Raw genomic sequence first — 14,643 nt, 5'->3', positions numbered from 1 at the left:
CCGCGCGTGCCGTGAACGTCCCGCTCCTCGGGGACAATGGGACGGTGACTTCCCAATCCCGGTCGATCGTGGTGCTCGGCTCGACGGGCTCCATCGGCACTCAGGCACTCGACGTGGTGGCCCGCGCGGCGGACCGGTTCCGGGTGGTGGGACTCGCGGCCGGCGGCGGCAGAGTGGATCTGCTGGCCCGCCAGGCGGCCGCGTACGGCGTGGAGGCGGTGGCCGTCGCCGACGCGGGAGCCGTGCCGGCGCTGGCCGAGGCGCTCGCGGCGCACGGCGTCAGGCCCAAGATCCTCGCCGGCCCCGAGGGTGTGGCCGAGCTCGCCGCCTGGCCCTGCGACGTCGTGCTCAACGGGATCACCGGGGCGCTCGGGCTGACCTCCACGCTCGCGGCCCTCGAGGCCGGGCGAGTGCTCGCCCTCGCCAACAAGGAGTCGCTGATCATCGGCGGGCCCCTGGTGAAGCGCCTGGCTGCTCCGGGACGGCTGCTGCCCGTCGACTCCGAGCACTCTGCCCTGGCCCAGTGCCTGTGGGCGGCCGGCCCGTCCGGGGCCGAGGCGAAAGCCGTACGGCGCCTGATCGTGACAGCGAGCGGCGGCCCGTTCCGCGGCAGGACGCGGGCGGAGCTGCGCGATGTGACGCCGGAGATGGCGCTCAACCACCCGACGTGGAGCATGGGCCCGGTGATCACCGTGAACTCGGCCACCCTGGTCAACAAGGGACTCGAGGTCATCGAGGCGCACCTGCTGTTCGACATCGGCTTCGACCGGATCGAGGTCGTGGTCCACCCCCAGTCGATGATCCACTCGATGGTGGAGTTCACCGACGGTTCGACGATCGCGCAGGCGAGCCCGCCCGACATGCGGCTGCCGATCTCGCTGGCCCTCGGCTTCCCCGAGCGGGTGCCCGACGCCAGTCCGGCGGTCGACTGGACGGCCGCCCACACCTGGACCTTCGATCCGCTCGACGACGAGGCGTTCCCCTCTGTGGCGCTGGCACGTCACGTCGGGGCCGCGGGCGGCACGGCTCCCGCTGTCTACAACGCGGCCAACGAGGTGTGCGTGGAGGCCTTCCTCAAGGGAGGCCTGCCGTTCCTCGGCATCGTCGACACCGTGGAGCGGGTCGTGGCCGAGCATTCCGCGGGCCCCGCGTCGTCGGTCGAGGAGGTCCTCGCGGCCGATTCCTGGGCCAGGGCGCGGGCCGCCGAACTGGTGGGCTGAGTCGCTGGGCCAGGACGGCTCAGGACGGTGCGACACGTGCCCTCTCGCTGAGGGGGTAGGCGACTCCGGTCAGCCGTTCGGACTCCTGCCACAGGCGGAGTTGTGCCGCGGCGACGTGTGAGGCGGCGCTGGACTCGACCCGGGCGGGATGTCCGGTGAACTGGGCTCGGCCCGGCGGGCCGTAGTATTCGCCGCCGCGCACGTCCGGGTCGACTGCGGCGCGTACCGCGGCCAAGGCCGCCACCTGCGGACTCTGCATCAGCCACCAGGTGATCATCCGAAACCGGGGGCGCATCAGGACCCTGACAGGAAGAGGCATCTCGCGGCCGAACTCGGTGCGCGCGTTGCCGGGATGGGCGGCCACGGCGACGGTCGGCGCGCCGGACGCCGCCAGCCGCCTGTGCAGCTCGTAGGTGAACATGAGGTTCGCCAGCTTGGCCTGAAAGTACGCGTGCGTGTACCGGTACCGGCGGGTGAAGTGCAGATCTTCGAAGTGGATGGCGCCCCGGCGGTGCCCGATGCTGCTCACCGTGACGACCCGGGATCCGGGTACGGCCAGCAGCCGGTCCAGGATCAGCCCGGTGAACGCGAACGGGCCGAGGTGGTTGGTGGCGAAGGTCGACTCGAAGCCGTCCTCGGTGACCGTGTACCGCGGCCTGACCCCGCCCGCGTTGTTGATGAGCAGGTCGAGCCGGGGGTGTTCGGCCCGGAGCCGTTCGGCGGCGCTCCGGACGGACGCCAGTGACGCGAGGTCGAGTTGCAGCGTGTGAACCGTCGAATCCGGCACCGACGCGGTGATGGCGGTCGCGGCCTTCGCCGCCTTGTCGGCGTTCCGGCAGGCCAGGATCACTGTGGCGCCGTGCTCGGCGAGCAGCTTGGCGGTCTCGAAGCCGATCCCTGTGTTCGCGCCGGTGATCACCGCGGTGCGTCCTCGCTGGCCGGGTATTTCGGCGGACGTCCAGCGCCGCCTGGTGCTCAGGGTCATCCGATGCTCCGATTCGATCGAGTAGAATCGGGACAGTCATCCCGGTTCTTCGAACGATACGGGACGGCCATCCCGTTTGTCGATGGTTGAGATGAGGTGCCGCGCCGCGATGGCGAACCCGCCCGCCGCGACCGATGCCGACGGCCAGAAGCCCGGCAGGGCGCTTCGCGCCGACGCCCGGCGTAACCGTGCCCGGGTGCTGCAGGTCGCGGCCGAGGTCTTCGCGACAGAGGGACTGTCCGTGCCGGTGCATGAGATCGCCCGCCGCGCCGGCGTGGGCACCGGCACCGTCAGCCGCCACTTCCCCACGAAGGAGGAGTTGTTCGCGGCGATCCTGCTCGACCGCATGGAGCACCTCACCGGGCAGGCGGACGCGCTCGCCGAAGGCCACGACGCGGGAACGGCGTTCTTCACCTTCTTCGCCACGCTGGTCCACGAGGGCGCGCAGCACCGTGGACTGGCCGAAGCCCTAGCCGGCGCCGGCTATGACGTGGAGACCGCCGCCGGCGAGGCCGGCTACGACGTGCGGGGCCGGCTACGAACCATGCTCGCCCGTGCGCAGGAGGCGGGTGCGGTGCGGGCCGACATCACGTATCCGGATGTGAAGGCCCTCATGGCGGGCTGCCTTTCGCGCGAGGCGGACGACACCCACGGCGAAGCGCTGGGCCGGCTCGTCGCTGTGGTGTGCGAGGGGCTCCGAGCCCGGCAGGACTGAATGGACCGAGGCCCGCGTGAGGACGGGTGGCGGCGGTCGGGCTCATGGGGCAGTAGGTGGATCGCCGGTCGGGCTCATGGGGCAGTAGGTGGATCGCCGGTCGGGTGGAGCGTTCACGGGTTCCGGACTTCGACGCGGATCATCCCGGCGCACGAAGGAACCGGGGGTGCCAGGGGCGCCGGCCGCTGGACGTCGTCCCAGGTCAGACGGGAGAGGGCGCGTGAACGGCGATGGCACCGCCATCCTGTGACACCCGGCTGCCGCTCAGCGCGCCCGCTGCATTGCCTAAACTGATGACGTCGCCCGATAGCCAGCGCAAAAGGGACTGAAATGTCTGTTGATCTCGGCATTCCTTCGGTTAGATCCCAGCCGATCGCTTCGAGGAGGGTGTCCCGGCAGATCATGGTCGGTTCGGTTCCGGTCGGTGGTGACGCACCCGTTTCGGTGCAGTCGATGACCACCACGCTGACCTCCGACGTCAACGCGACGCTGCAGCAGATCGCCGAGCTCACCGCGTCGGGGTGCCAGATCGTGCGGGTCGCCGTGCCTTCGCAGGACGACGCGGACGCGCTTCCCATGATCGCGAAGAAGTCGCAGATCCCGGTCATCGCGGACATCCACTTCCAGCCAAAATACGTCTTCGCGGCCATCGACGCCGGTTGCGCGGCGGTCCGGGTCAATCCGGGCAACATCAAGAAGTTCGACGACAAGGTCGGCGAGATCGCCCGTGCCGCCCAGGACGCCGGCACCCCGATCAGGATCGGCGTCAACGCCGGCTCGCTCGACCCCCGCCTGCTCCAGAAGTACGGCAAGGCCACCCCCGAGGCGCTGGTCGAGTCGGCGCTGTGGGAGTGCTCGCTGTTCGAGGAGCACGGCTTCCGCGACATCAAGATCTCGGTGAAGCACAACGACCCCGTCGTGATGGTCCAGGCCTACCGCCTGCTGGCCCAGCGCTGCGACTACCCGCTGCACCTAGGCGTGACCGAGGCCGGTCCTGCCTTCCAGGGCACCATCAAGTCGGCCGTCGCGTTCGGCGCGCTGCTCGCGGAGGGGATCGGCGACACCATCCGCGTCTCGCTGTCCGCGCCTCCGGTCGAGGAGGTGAAGGTGGGCATCCAGATCCTGGAGTCGTTCAACCTGCGCAAGCGTGGCCTGGAGATCGTCTCCTGCCCCTCCTGCGGCCGGGCACAGGTCGACGTCTACACGCTCGCCGAGCAGGTCCAGGCCGGTCTCGAGGGGCTCAAGGTGCCGCTGCGGGTCGCCGTCATGGGATGCGTCGTCAACGGACCCGGCGAGGCCAGGGAGGCCGACCTCGGTGTCGCCTCCGGCAACGGGAAGGGCCAGATCTTCGTGAAGGGCGAGGTCATCAAGACCGTCCCCGAGTCGCAGATCGTGGAGACCCTCATCGAGGAGGCCCTGCGCCTGGCCGAGGAGATGGGCGTCGACGTGGATCTCGAAGACGACGCCCCCGGCCCCGAGGTCGTCGTCCGCTGATTTACAGTACGCAACCGGTTCGCTACATCGTGTCAACCGTTCCTGTGTGCGCGGGGTAGCCGCACGATCACGTCCGGGAAGCTGGCCTCTGCCGTATGAGCAGAGGGAGCATGCCGGTGAAGCGGGTCGTAGGGGTGGTCGCGGGTGTCGCGATGCTGGGTGCCGTGCTCGGGATCGGGCCGGACGGGGCGCGGGCCGCGCCCGCCCGTGAGATCGCCTGGGGGCCGTGCAACCAGAACGGGACGTCGCCGCTGAGCACGGCCCTGAACTCGGGGACTCAGCCCCTCCCGCGGACCGAGCCGCCGCCCGGCACGATGGAGTGCGCGCGGGTGCGGGTGCCGCTCGACCACTCCGAGCCGCTCGGTCAGCAGATCTCCCTGGCCCTCACCAGGGTCAGGGGTTCGGCCGGCCGTGACGCCGGCCATCTCGGCGTGCTGCTGGTCAACCCCGGCGGGCCGGGCGCGTCCGGCCGGTCGCTGGCGAGATACGTGGCGGCCACCCTGCCGAGGGACGTGGCCGCGAGGTTCGACGTGATCGGCTTCGACCCCCGGGGAGTGGGGGCGAGCGAGCCCGCGCTCAGCTGCGTCGATCCCGAGCGCTTCTACGCCGCGCCGCGTCCGGACAACATCCCGCGCGTCAAGGCGGACGAGGACCTGCTGGTCTCCCGGGCACGGGCGTACGCGCAGGGCTGCGGCAACCGGTACGCCTGGTTCCTGCCGTACCTCACGAGCGAGAACACCGCGCGGGACATGGACTCGATCCGGGCGGCCCTGGGCGAGGACAAGATCAGTTTCCTCGGCTACTCGTACGGCACGTACCTGGGGGCCGTCTACGCCACGCTGTTCCCGCAGCGGGTCCGCCGGATGGTGCTCGACAGCGTGGTCGACCCCTCCGGCGTCTGGTACGACACGAACATCGCCCAGGATTACAGCTTCGACCGGCGGCACAGGGACTTCATGTCGTGGGTGGCGCGCAACGAGAGCGTGTACCGCCTTGGCCACTCGCAGGCGGCGGTGAGTTTCGCCTGGTACGCCATGCGGGCCCGGCTCCACGCGCGGCCCGCCGGAGGCGTCGTCGGCTCCAGCGAACTGGACGACATCTTCACGGCGGGCGGCTACTCCAGCCGGTTGTGGCCGAGGCTCGCCCAGGCGTTCTCCGACTACGTCCTCAAGGGCGAGGTCACGGGTCTGGTGGCGCTGTTCCACAGCGATTCGAAGGTGGACGCGAAGGAGGAGAACTCCTACGCGGTCTATCTGGGCGTCCAGTGCCGTGACGCCGCATGGCCGCGAAACTGGGAGCGGTGGCGCGCGGACGCCCAGAAGGCCAGCGAGAAGGCGCCCTTCATGGCCTGGCCCAACGCGGTCTACAACCTGCCCTGCGCGTTCTGGCCCGAACGCGGCGGAACACCGGTCAAGGTGGGGACCTCTCAGGTGCCGCCCATGTTGCTGATCCAGTCGGTGCACGACGCGGCCACGCCGTACGCGGGGGCGTTGAGCATGCTCAGGCTCTTCCCGACCGCGCACCTGCTCACCGAGGCGGGCGGCGATCATGGTGTGTCGCTCGCGGGCAACCCGTGCGTCGACCGCCATCTCGCCGCGTATCTGCGGGACGCGACGCTGCCCCCCGAGCGCAGGGCGGCGAGGAGCACGGCCGGCAGCTGCCCGGCCCAGCGCGAACCCCGGCCGGTGACCCGTCTGTCGGCGGGCCCACCGGTGGCCGCGATCCGGTAGGCCGCGGCGGGCATCCACGAGCGTGAGCTGCCGGTCGTGTCTGATCGGTAACTCCAAATGCCGTTATGCTCGCGTAGGCTTGGGGCCGTGATGCTGCGAACATCGGCGTCGCGCGTGCTCGACGACAATGATCGCGAAGAGGTGCTCGCGCTCCTCGACGCCGATCCGGTCGCCAACGTTTTCGTCGCCTCTCGGGTCAGAACCGTGGGATTGAACCCCGCGCGTCTCGGCGGTCAGATGTGGGGTGTCGGGCCGCGCGGTGGCCTCGTGTCCCTCTGTTACGCCGGTGCCAACCTGGTGCCGATCAACGCCGGCCGGGAGGCCGTACAGGCTTTCGCCGACCGCGCGCGCAAGCAGGGCAGGCGCTGCTCCTCGATCGTCGGGCCCGCGACCGCCGTCGAGCAGATGTGGGAACGTCTCGAACCGCACTGGGGGCGAGCCCGCGCGATCAGGTGGGCGCAGCCCGTCATGGTGACCGACTCGGCGCCCGCGGCCGAGCCCGACCCGCTCGTACGGCGGGTCAAGCCCGAGGATTTCGGCACCCTGCTGCCGGCGTGCGTGGCCATGTTCACCGAGGAGGTGGGCGTCTCGCCGGACAACGGCGACGGCGGGGCGCTGTACCGGTCGAGGGTCGCCGAGCTGATCCGCATCGGCCGCTCCTACGCCCGGATCGAGGACGGCCAGGTCGTCTTCAAGGCCGAGATCGGCGCGGTCACTCCCCAGGCGTGCCAGATCCAGGGCGTGTGGGTGCATCCCGACTTCCGCGGGCGCGGCCACGCCGTCGCGGGCATGGCCACCGTGGTCGAGCAGGCGCTGAAGTACTTCGCGCCGCTCGTGACGCTCTACGTCAACGACTACAACCTGTCGGCCCGGGCGGCCTACCGGCGGGTCGGCTTCCGCGAGGTCGACACGTTCATGTCCGTGCTGTTCTGACCAGCCGGCCCATGAGGTGGTCGAGCTCGGCCGCGGGGTCCCCGGTCAGCCCGGCGTGCACCGGGCCCGTCTGCACGATCGTGCTCTTGGGCGCGGTGAGCCACCGGAACCGGCTGCCGAGCGACTCCTTGCGAAGGGGTCCCGCCTCGTCGCCGCAGGCGAGCTCGTAGGCCGCGAGCGCGTGCCGTACACCGGCGAGGTCGACGGTGGCGCAGAGGGAGAGCAGCCGGGCCTCGTCGAGCTCCACCCGGGCGCAGAGGTAGCCGCGCGGCTGGCAGTAGACGATCACTCCGGCGTTGACCAGCTCCCCGCGCTCGACGCTCGGCATCACGCGGATCACGGCGTATTCGTATACGTCGCGGCTCATCCCCGTCCTCCTCGCGTGGCGCGCCAGAAACCGCCGATGGTGCTCTCCTGGCGCCGTTGCACGGGCGGGGACGCCGTGAGGTCGGGCAGCCACTCTCTCGGGCCCTGAGCTCGCGCGAACAGGTGGTCGCCGTAGGCCTGCCGTACGGCGGAGGCGTCGGCGAAGCCCGGTTCGCCGTCGAGCCATTCGTCGGGGACCAGCCCGATGACCTCGTCGAGCAGTTCGCGGGTGACGAGGGCGCTGAGATCGGCGTCGGCCGCGGCGAGCTCGGTCGCGAAGGGCGCGAGCACGTGATCGTTCGCGTCGTAGCGTCGCCGGGGGTCGGCGGTCGGCCAGTTGTGATGGAACCACAGGGCGGCGCCGTGGTCGATGAGCCAGACGTCGCCGTGCCACACCAGCAGGTTGGGGTTGCGCCAGCTGCGGTCGACGTTGTGGATCAGGGCGTCGAACCACAGCAGCCGCGAGGCGAAGGCGGCGTCGGGCTCCCAGGCCAGGGGGTCGAAACCGAGCGCGCCGGGGAGGAAGTCGACCGCGAGGTTGTGGCCGGCGCTGGCGGTGAGCAGATCCTGGATCTCCTCGTCGGGCTCGCGTACGCCGAGCTGCGGGTCGAGGTCGATCACCTTGAGGTCGGGGGTGAGGAAGCCGAGCCGCCGTGCCAGTTCGGCGCAGATGATTTCGGCGACGAGGACGCGACGACCCTGGCCTGCGCCCCGGAATTTCACGACATAGGTGCCGAGGTCGTCGGCTTCGAGTACGCCGGGAAGCGAGCCGCCCTCGCGCAGGGGAGTGACGTATCTCGTCGCCGTGATCTGATCCAGCACGAGACGAGGCTACCGCCCCCACCTTGGTGTGATCATGCACAGGTTCGGCGGCCTGCGCTGCGAGCTGTCCCTTCTTTGTTGGTGATCATGCACGAGTTCGGAGAGGTCCCCGTTGACCTGGTTCTCTGCGAGGCGTGATCATGCACTCTTTCGGAGACTCGGGTCCTGGCCTGGCTGGATCCATTTCGTGATCATGCAGTGTTTGCTCGTCGTGCGAGAGGCGGTTGTGCCGGCGGGGGTGTGGACGTCTGCTCAACTGCATGATCACCGTAGGCGTACGCGCAGGTCGAGTGGTGTCGCGCCGAACCTGTGCATGATCACGAACGAGCGATCTGCAGGTCGGCGGGCACGTCACCGAATGTGCGCATGATCACGACCAGTGAATGCACTGGTCGCGCGGGGATTGCACGAACCTGTGCATGATCACAAACAAAGAGAGTGCAGGTCGGTGGGCATGTCACCGAATGTGTGCATGATCACGGCGAGTGGGGGGTGGAGAAGACCTGCGGGGCGGGCGTGACCCCTCCGCACGCCCGCCTGGCAGGGTCACCGGGCAGCGCCCGGTATCCACCACATCTGGCCGCCGGCCACCTCGTGGTACACGTCGAGGATGTCCAGGCCAGTGATCTTGCTTCGGGACTCGGCCGCCGCCCAGGCGAAGATGCCGCGCGCCAGCGCACCCGTCTCGTTCTGCACACGAAGGGCGTAGACGCGTGCCCTGATCTCGTGCACCTTGTGGTCCTCGGGGTCGGCCTGCGCGGCGAGCTCCGCGAGCTGGGACGCGAGCCGCAGGTCACCGTCGGCCGCCGCCACGATGGCCCGCCCGGCGAGCGAGGCCGCGCCCGAGGCCAGCTCGGCGACGGCCTTGGCGAACACCGCGTCCGGCGCCGGCTTGAGATGGGCGGGGTTGCCGTCGTGCCATCCGCCGTGCAGGCGCCAGATGTTGCGGACGATGAACTCCGGCTCGTCGTAGAACGGTTTGAGATAGACCCGGTCGGCGAGCTCCCGCGGCGGCTTGACGGTGTGCAGGATCTCGTCCAGACGGACGCCGGCGTTCATCAGGTCGAGTGTCTGCTCGACCAGGCTGTCGAGGTAGTCGGCGGTGTCGACGAGCGCCTGCCGCACCCGATCGGCCCCCGCGATCGGCAGTCCGTGCCCGGGGAGCAGCAGCTCGGCGTTCATGGTGGCCATCTTGCGCAGCGCGACGGCCCACTCGTCGGGGTAGCGCTGCACCTTCTGCGGGCCGCCCGCGCTGGGCGCCACCCACACGAACAGGTCGCCGGTGAGCAGGACGCCGCGTTCGGGCAGGAAGGCCCAGGTCGCGTCGTCGGTCTCGCCGCGGGCGTGCCGCAACTGGAAGGTGACGTCGCCCAGCGACAGGTTCATCCGGTTCTGGTAGGTCAGGTCGGGCACCCGGTAATTGGTCGGCCAGCTCATCCGGATGAAGCCGAACTGGCGCTGGTCGATCACCGAGTTGTAGCCGGCGGTCCTGCCGTACCGGGCGAACCGTCTCGCGATGCCCTCATGGGCGACGACGATGGGCCTGGGCCCGTCCTCCTCGTCGAACGCCTCGGTGCCCGCGACGTGGTCCATGTGGCCGTGCGAGAAGATCGCGTACTTGATGGGCTGGTCCGACCACCGCCTGATCGCCTGGTACATGGCCGGCGCGTCGACCGCGTTGCCCGTGTCGAACAGCGCCAGGCCCTCGTCGCCCCGGACCGCGTACACGTTGCCGAACGCGGGCCACATCGCCACGCCGTGCGTCAGTTCCTGGGCGCCGGCGGCGCGCAGGACGCTGAGGGGCACCTCGTCGGCGCGCACCACCCCACGCCACACCTTGTCGGCGTATTCGAGGATCGGCGAAGTCATGTCCTCGATACTCGCGGTCGCTCGCCTCCCACGGCAGTAGGGAGGTCCCTAGAACACCTAGAGCTCCCCGCGTTCCACGGCGAGCGCCAGCTCCACGCGGGATCGCAGGCCGGTCTTCGCGTAGACGCGGGTGAGGTAGACCTCCACGGTCTTGCGGCTGTAGTGCAGCTCCTCGGCGATCTGCGGATTGCTGAGGCCGTCGGCGACCAGCGCGATAACACGGCGCTCGCTCGGGGTCAGACCGCTGTCGGCGGTGGGGGCGAGCCCGGCCTCGCGCATGCGGCGCTCCGCCGCCCGCTGCCACGGCGTCGCGCCGAGTCTGACGAAGATCGAGTGAGCCCGGGTCAGCTGGATGTGGTCGCCGAGCACCCCGAGGACGAACCGGGCCTGCGCCTCCTCGAACGGCAGGCCGTCCGCGCGCGCCTTCTCCAGCGCCGCGTCGGCCCGGGCCCGGTCGCCGAACGCGCGGCCCATCGCCAGGTCGGCGGCGAGCTGCGCGCGCGGCGTCCCGGTGGCCGCGTGTTCCGCGAGCCGCGCGGCGGCCCCGCGCGCCGACGCCTCGTCGCCCGACGACACGTGCAGCAGCACCTGTACGGCGAGAGCCCGGTGGAGCACGTCGGGGATGCCGCACCCGACGGCGTTGTCCAGCTCGCGCCGCGCCGTGGCCCGGTCGCCGCGCAGCAGCGCGAGCCTGGCCCGTGACGTGCTGCGCAGCCCCGTCTGCATGGGGCACTCGGGCGGAGGGTCGGCCAGGACGGCCTCCGCCTCGTCGGTCTTGCCCTGGTCGAGCAGGATGTCGAGCTGGATGTTCCGCAGCAGCCCGAGGTTCTCCAGCAGCCCGGCCTCCGCCATAGCGCCGGCGCCGGCGGCGATCTCGTCGAGCGCCTGGTCCCATTCGCCGCTGAGCCGCCGCGTCACCGCCATCGTCCGCACGTATTGGCCGGCGATGTCGTGCCAGCCCAGACCCCGGTGGATCTGCTCAGCCTGGGCGAGCAGATCGATGGTCCGCGAGCGCAGCCCGGCCACGGACATCACGTGGGCGGCGGACTCCAGGGCCGCCAGCCGGGCGCCTGGCGGCAGGGCCGCGGAGTATCCGAGGAGGTCGTCGACGGACCTCTGCGTCGCCGCCCAGTCGCCCTGGATCACCGCCCGGATGGCGAGCGAGCCTGCCGCGATGACGCGATCCTCGGGCGGGCAGTCGGGCAGGCCCTCCTGCGCGCGCCGGACCAGATCGGCGTCCGGATGGCCCAGTTCGGCCTTGATCAGCGCCTGTTGCGCGAGCAGCGCCGTCGGGTCGTCGGCGTGGGGAAGCTGCCGTGCGGCCACGGCCAGGGCCACCTCGTACCATCCCATCGCGTGGGCGGCCGCGACGGCGGTGCAGGCCGTGCGCGTGTGCCTGCGCCCCGGGGGCAGCACGGCTAGCGCACGCTGCCCCGAGTTCAGCGCCAGCGCGGGCCGGGAGCCCTTCCAGTAGGACATCGCCTGCCTGGCCAGCAGGTCGCCCTTGTCGTCGGCGATCTCCGCAGCCCTGCCGTACCAGTGGGCGGCCGACAGCGGCGCCGTCCAGCGGGTGAGTTTGGCGGCGTGCATCATCGCCTTCAGCGCCTCGTCGGGGGAGCCGCCCTCGGCGACGTGCGCGGCCCACTCGAGGACGCGGCGGGTCCCGGCCAGCCCCTCCCGCTGCAGGCGTTCGGCGATCCGGGTGTGCACCCTGCGCCGTTCCGTCACTCCGAGGTCGTCGTACAGGGCCTGGGCGACGAGCGGGTGGGCCAGGGCGTAACCCTCGGGGGTGCGCGTGACGACGCCGTCGCGGACGAGGCCGTCGAAGGCGTGCTCCGCCTCGCGCGCCCCGAGGCCGGCGAGCTCGGCGAGTGGCTCGAGGTCGGTGCTCTCCCGCGTCCGCGACAACGCGGCGAGCACCCTCGCGAGGGTACGGCCGCCCTGGTCGCGCTGGAACAGGCGGCGCAGGATGGCGCCCCGCCGGGCGCCCGGGTCGGCCGACCACACGGCGCCGCCCTGGACCAGGCTCAGCACCGCCTCCTGGGCGAACCACGGGTTGCCCCGGCTGATCATGTGCACGCGCCTGACGATGGTCTCGCTGGGCGTGCGGCCGAGCACGGTGGTGACGAGCCCGGCCACCTCCTGCATCGACAGCGGCTCCAGCCGGACGGCCAGGTCCACCTCGAGGGCAGGAGGCCGGCGCGCGGTGCCCAGGACGGCCACGCGCGGGACAAGGCGCGGGAGCCGGCGGAGCACGCTGAGCGTGTCGGCGTCGGCGAGGTGAAGATCGTCGATGGCGACCAGCGTGCGGCCGGGCAGAGATTCGAGCAGCTGGGCGGCGAGCACGGCAGGGGCCACGGGGGAGTGGCCGAGCGCCGCCTCGTCGATCGCGCCGTACAGCTCGGCGAGGCCGCTCGGCGCCTCCTCGGCCAGCATCGCGAACGCCCCCGCGAGCGGCGCGTAGGCCAGGCCTCCGTCGAGCTCCCTGGCCTGGCCGCGCAGCACGCGGAAGTCGGGAAGCCGCCCGATCACCTCGCCGAGGAGATGCGTCTTCCCGATGCCGGGCTCGCCCCCGATGAGGACCATCCGCGGCGTCTCAGAAAGCGCGGCGACCACCTTGTCCAGAATGTCGGCGCGGCCCACAGTGACCACAGGCGAATCCACGGCCGGCGGTCACCCCCTTCACACCCGTTCCTCTTGTACGAGTAGGACGCGGCGCAATGCTTGAACGTTCACAGGAAATGTGACGCCGGATGGCCGTGATCGCAAGCGGTTCCGTGTTTATTCGATGACGAGATCGACGGGGATGTTGCCGCGCGTGGCGTTGGAGTAGGGGCAGACCTGGTGAGCCGTCTCGACAAGCTCGGTGCCCACCTCGCCCTGAAGCTCGTCGGGCAGTTCGACCCGGAGCACCACACCCAGGCCGAACCGGCCGCCTTCCACGGGGAGGAGGCTCACCTCGGCGGTCACCGAGGCGTCGGATGCGTCCACCTTCATCCGCTTGGCGACGAGCGAGAGGGCGCTGGCGAAACAGGCGGAGTACCCCATGGCGAACAACTGCTCGGGGTTGGTGCCCTCGCCGTCGCCGCCCATCTCCACGGGCCGGGACAGTCGCAGGTCGAGCTTGCCGTCGTTCGTGCGGGCGCGGCCCTCGCGTCCGGTGGCGGTGCCGACCGCGGTGTAGATCGCTGACATGTCGTCTCCCTCAGATGTGTGTGTCACCAGTCGCCTACAAGACCCAACGTCGTGTCGATAATTCCCGGTGGTGTGTTGGTTAAGGCGGATCCCGATTCATCCGCATCTAGTGGGTGATGTCCGGCTCTCGGTGCAGCCTTGGCAGCCTTCGCCATGGCGCGCTCCCCGTGCACGCCGTACATGTCGAAGTGTGGAGACGAACTTCCCCTTCCCCGACGACCAGCTCGCGTTCGCCTTCGCGGTGCGGGAGGTGCTCGCGGAGAACTGTCCCGCGGCAGCCGTACGGGAGGCGGGCCGTGCCCTGCGAAGGGAGGGGCGGCTCCCCGCGTGGCCGCAACTCGCGGACCTGGGGTTCTTCGGCATGCTCGTGCCGGAGGAGCATGACGGCCTGGGCCGCGGGCTCGCCGGCTCCATTTTGGCGTTCGAGGAGACCGGCCGGGCCGCGTTGCCCGGCCCGGTCGTGGAGACGGCGGTCGTGGCCCCGCTGCTCGTGCGCGACGGGGACCTGCTCGGCCAACTGGCAGCGGGGAAGCTGTGCGTGTCCGCCCGCCTCGGTGACCAGGTCCACGCACCGGACGCCGACCTCGCCGACCTGCTCGTCCTGGAACGGCACGGCGAGACGGAGGTCGTCCCCGCGGCAGAGGTGCGGCTGACGCCGCAGGCCGGGGCGGATCCCGTGCGCCGCCTGTTCAGCGTGGCCGTCGGGGAGGGAGAGCGCGGTCCGGCGGAGACGGCCCGCCCGTCGACCGGCCATCCCTCGACGGACCGCTTCTCGACTGCCCGTCCTTCGGCCGGCCGTTCGCTGATGGCCGCCTCCGCGCTCGCGTCGGCGGGGGCGACCGTCGCGGTGGCCGGGCAGCTGGTGGGACTGGCCAGGCACGTGCTGGAGGTCTCCGCCGAGCACGCCGCAAGCAGGAGGCGGTCCGGCTTGCCCACGCCCGCCTTCCATGCGGTCACGCGGCGGCTCGCCGACGTCGCGACCGCGATCGATCTCGCCGCGCCGCTCGTCTACACGGCGGCGGCGGTCGTGGATCAGGTCGCACGTGGCGCTGTCGAGCCGTCGGGGCTGGGCCGGGTGGTCAGCGCCGCCAAGGCGAGCGCGGGCGAAGCTGCGACGAGGGCCGCGGAGACGGCGTTGCGCGTCTACGGGTCCGCGGGGTACGCCGAGGAGCCGGCCCTGCCGTTGTGGCTTGCCCGGGTGTGGTCGCTGGCATCCGCCTACGGGGACACGGGGGTCCATCGGGCTCGCCTGCGCGCCGCCGCCCTGGGAGACTCCGCCCTCGTATCCGGCCTGCCCCGGGAGCTGTGACCGCC

At 71.1% G+C, this 14,643-nt stretch carries 12 protein-coding genes; 6 read left to right on the top strand and 6 right to left on the bottom strand.

All coding sequences use genetic code 11. From position 1 onward, the window contains the following. Positions 1-68 precede the first annotated feature (68 nt). Positions 69-1,220 (top strand): 1-deoxy-D-xylulose-5-phosphate reductoisomerase, encoded by a 1,152-nt coding sequence (gene dxr, locus Pka01_RS12285; protein ID WP_308442236.1) that lies wholly within the window; start codon positions 69-71, stop codon positions 1,218-1,220. Between the two features lie 19 nt (positions 1,221-1,239). Here dxr and Pka01_RS12280 read toward each other — a convergent pair whose 3' ends face one another. Then, positions 1,240-2,205, bottom strand: coding sequence for an oxidoreductase (locus tag Pka01_RS12280; protein WP_203882819.1), 966 nt, complete (start codon positions 2,203-2,205; stop codon positions 1,240-1,242). Between the two features lie 109 nt (positions 2,206-2,314). Between Pka01_RS12280 and Pka01_RS12275 the strand changes: the two genes are divergently transcribed. From Pka01_RS12275 to Pka01_RS12260, 4 genes are all read left to right on the top strand, one after another. Continuing rightward, positions 2,315-2,920: a TetR/AcrR family transcriptional regulator gene (locus Pka01_RS12275; protein ID WP_203882818.1), complete on the top strand. Its 606-nt coding sequence runs from the start codon at positions 2,315-2,317 to the stop codon at positions 2,918-2,920. 330 nt (positions 2,921-3,250) lie between these two features. Next, positions 3,251-4,414, top strand: coding sequence for a flavodoxin-dependent (E)-4-hydroxy-3-methylbut-2-enyl-diphosphate synthase (gene ispG, locus Pka01_RS12270; RefSeq protein ID WP_203882817.1), 1,164 nt, complete (start codon positions 3,251-3,253; stop codon positions 4,412-4,414). Positions 4,415-4,530: 116 nt separating this feature from the next. Next, entirely contained in the window at positions 4,531-6,144 is a 1,614-nt protein-coding gene (locus tag Pka01_RS12265; protein ID WP_203882816.1) for an alpha/beta hydrolase, read from the top strand. A 90-nt stretch (positions 6,145-6,234) separates the two neighbouring features. Then, the gene (locus tag Pka01_RS12260) at positions 6,235-7,077 is read left to right on the top strand and encodes a GNAT family N-acetyltransferase (protein ID WP_203882849.1); all 843 of its coding nucleotides are present in this window, start codon (positions 6,235-6,237) and stop codon (positions 7,075-7,077) included. Here the strand turns inward: Pka01_RS12260 and Pka01_RS12255 are convergent. From Pka01_RS12255 to Pka01_RS12235, 5 genes are all read right to left on the bottom strand, one after another. Continuing rightward, entirely contained in the window at positions 7,058-7,444 is a 387-nt protein-coding gene (locus Pka01_RS12255) for a DUF3037 domain-containing protein (RefSeq protein WP_203882815.1), read from the bottom strand. The two genes, Pka01_RS12260 and Pka01_RS12255, sit on opposite strands and share 20 nt — an antisense overlap. Continuing rightward, entirely contained in the window at positions 7,441-8,265 is an 825-nt protein-coding gene (locus Pka01_RS12250) for a HipA family kinase (RefSeq protein WP_203882814.1), read from the bottom strand. The genes Pka01_RS12255 and Pka01_RS12250 overlap by 4 nt, the downstream gene beginning before the upstream one ends. A 546-nt stretch (positions 8,266-8,811) precedes the next feature. Further along, on the bottom strand, positions 8,812-10,134 hold the full coding sequence (locus Pka01_RS12245) for an alkyl sulfatase dimerization domain-containing protein (protein WP_203882813.1): 1,323 nt from the start codon (positions 10,132-10,134) through the stop codon (positions 8,812-8,814). 57 nt (positions 10,135-10,191) lie between these two features. Then, positions 10,192-12,786 carry an AAA family ATPase gene (locus Pka01_RS12240; protein WP_203882812.1) on the bottom strand — a complete coding sequence of 865 codons (2,595 nt, stop codon included), beginning with the start codon at positions 12,784-12,786 and terminating at the stop codon, positions 10,192-10,194. Between the two features lie 129 nt (positions 12,787-12,915). Then, the gene (locus tag Pka01_RS12235; protein WP_203882811.1) at positions 12,916-13,329 is read right to left on the bottom strand and encodes an organic hydroperoxide resistance protein; all 414 of its coding nucleotides are present in this window, start codon (positions 13,327-13,329) and stop codon (positions 12,916-12,918) included. Between the two features lie 190 nt (positions 13,330-13,519). Between Pka01_RS12235 and Pka01_RS12230 the strand changes: the two genes are divergently transcribed. Next, positions 13,520-14,638 (top strand): acyl-CoA dehydrogenase family protein, encoded by a 1,119-nt coding sequence (locus Pka01_RS12230; RefSeq protein WP_203882810.1) that lies wholly within the window; start codon positions 13,520-13,522, stop codon positions 14,636-14,638. The last annotated feature ends 5 nt before the right edge of the window (positions 14,639-14,643 follow it).

The organism is Planotetraspora kaengkrachanensis (assembly GCF_016862895.1).
Classification (GTDB): Bacteria; Actinomycetota; Actinomycetes; order Streptosporangiales; family Streptosporangiaceae; genus Planotetraspora; species Planotetraspora kaengkrachanensis.
Note: the sequence above shows the minus strand (reverse complement) of the source record. Positions and strands in the feature narration are given on the sequence as shown.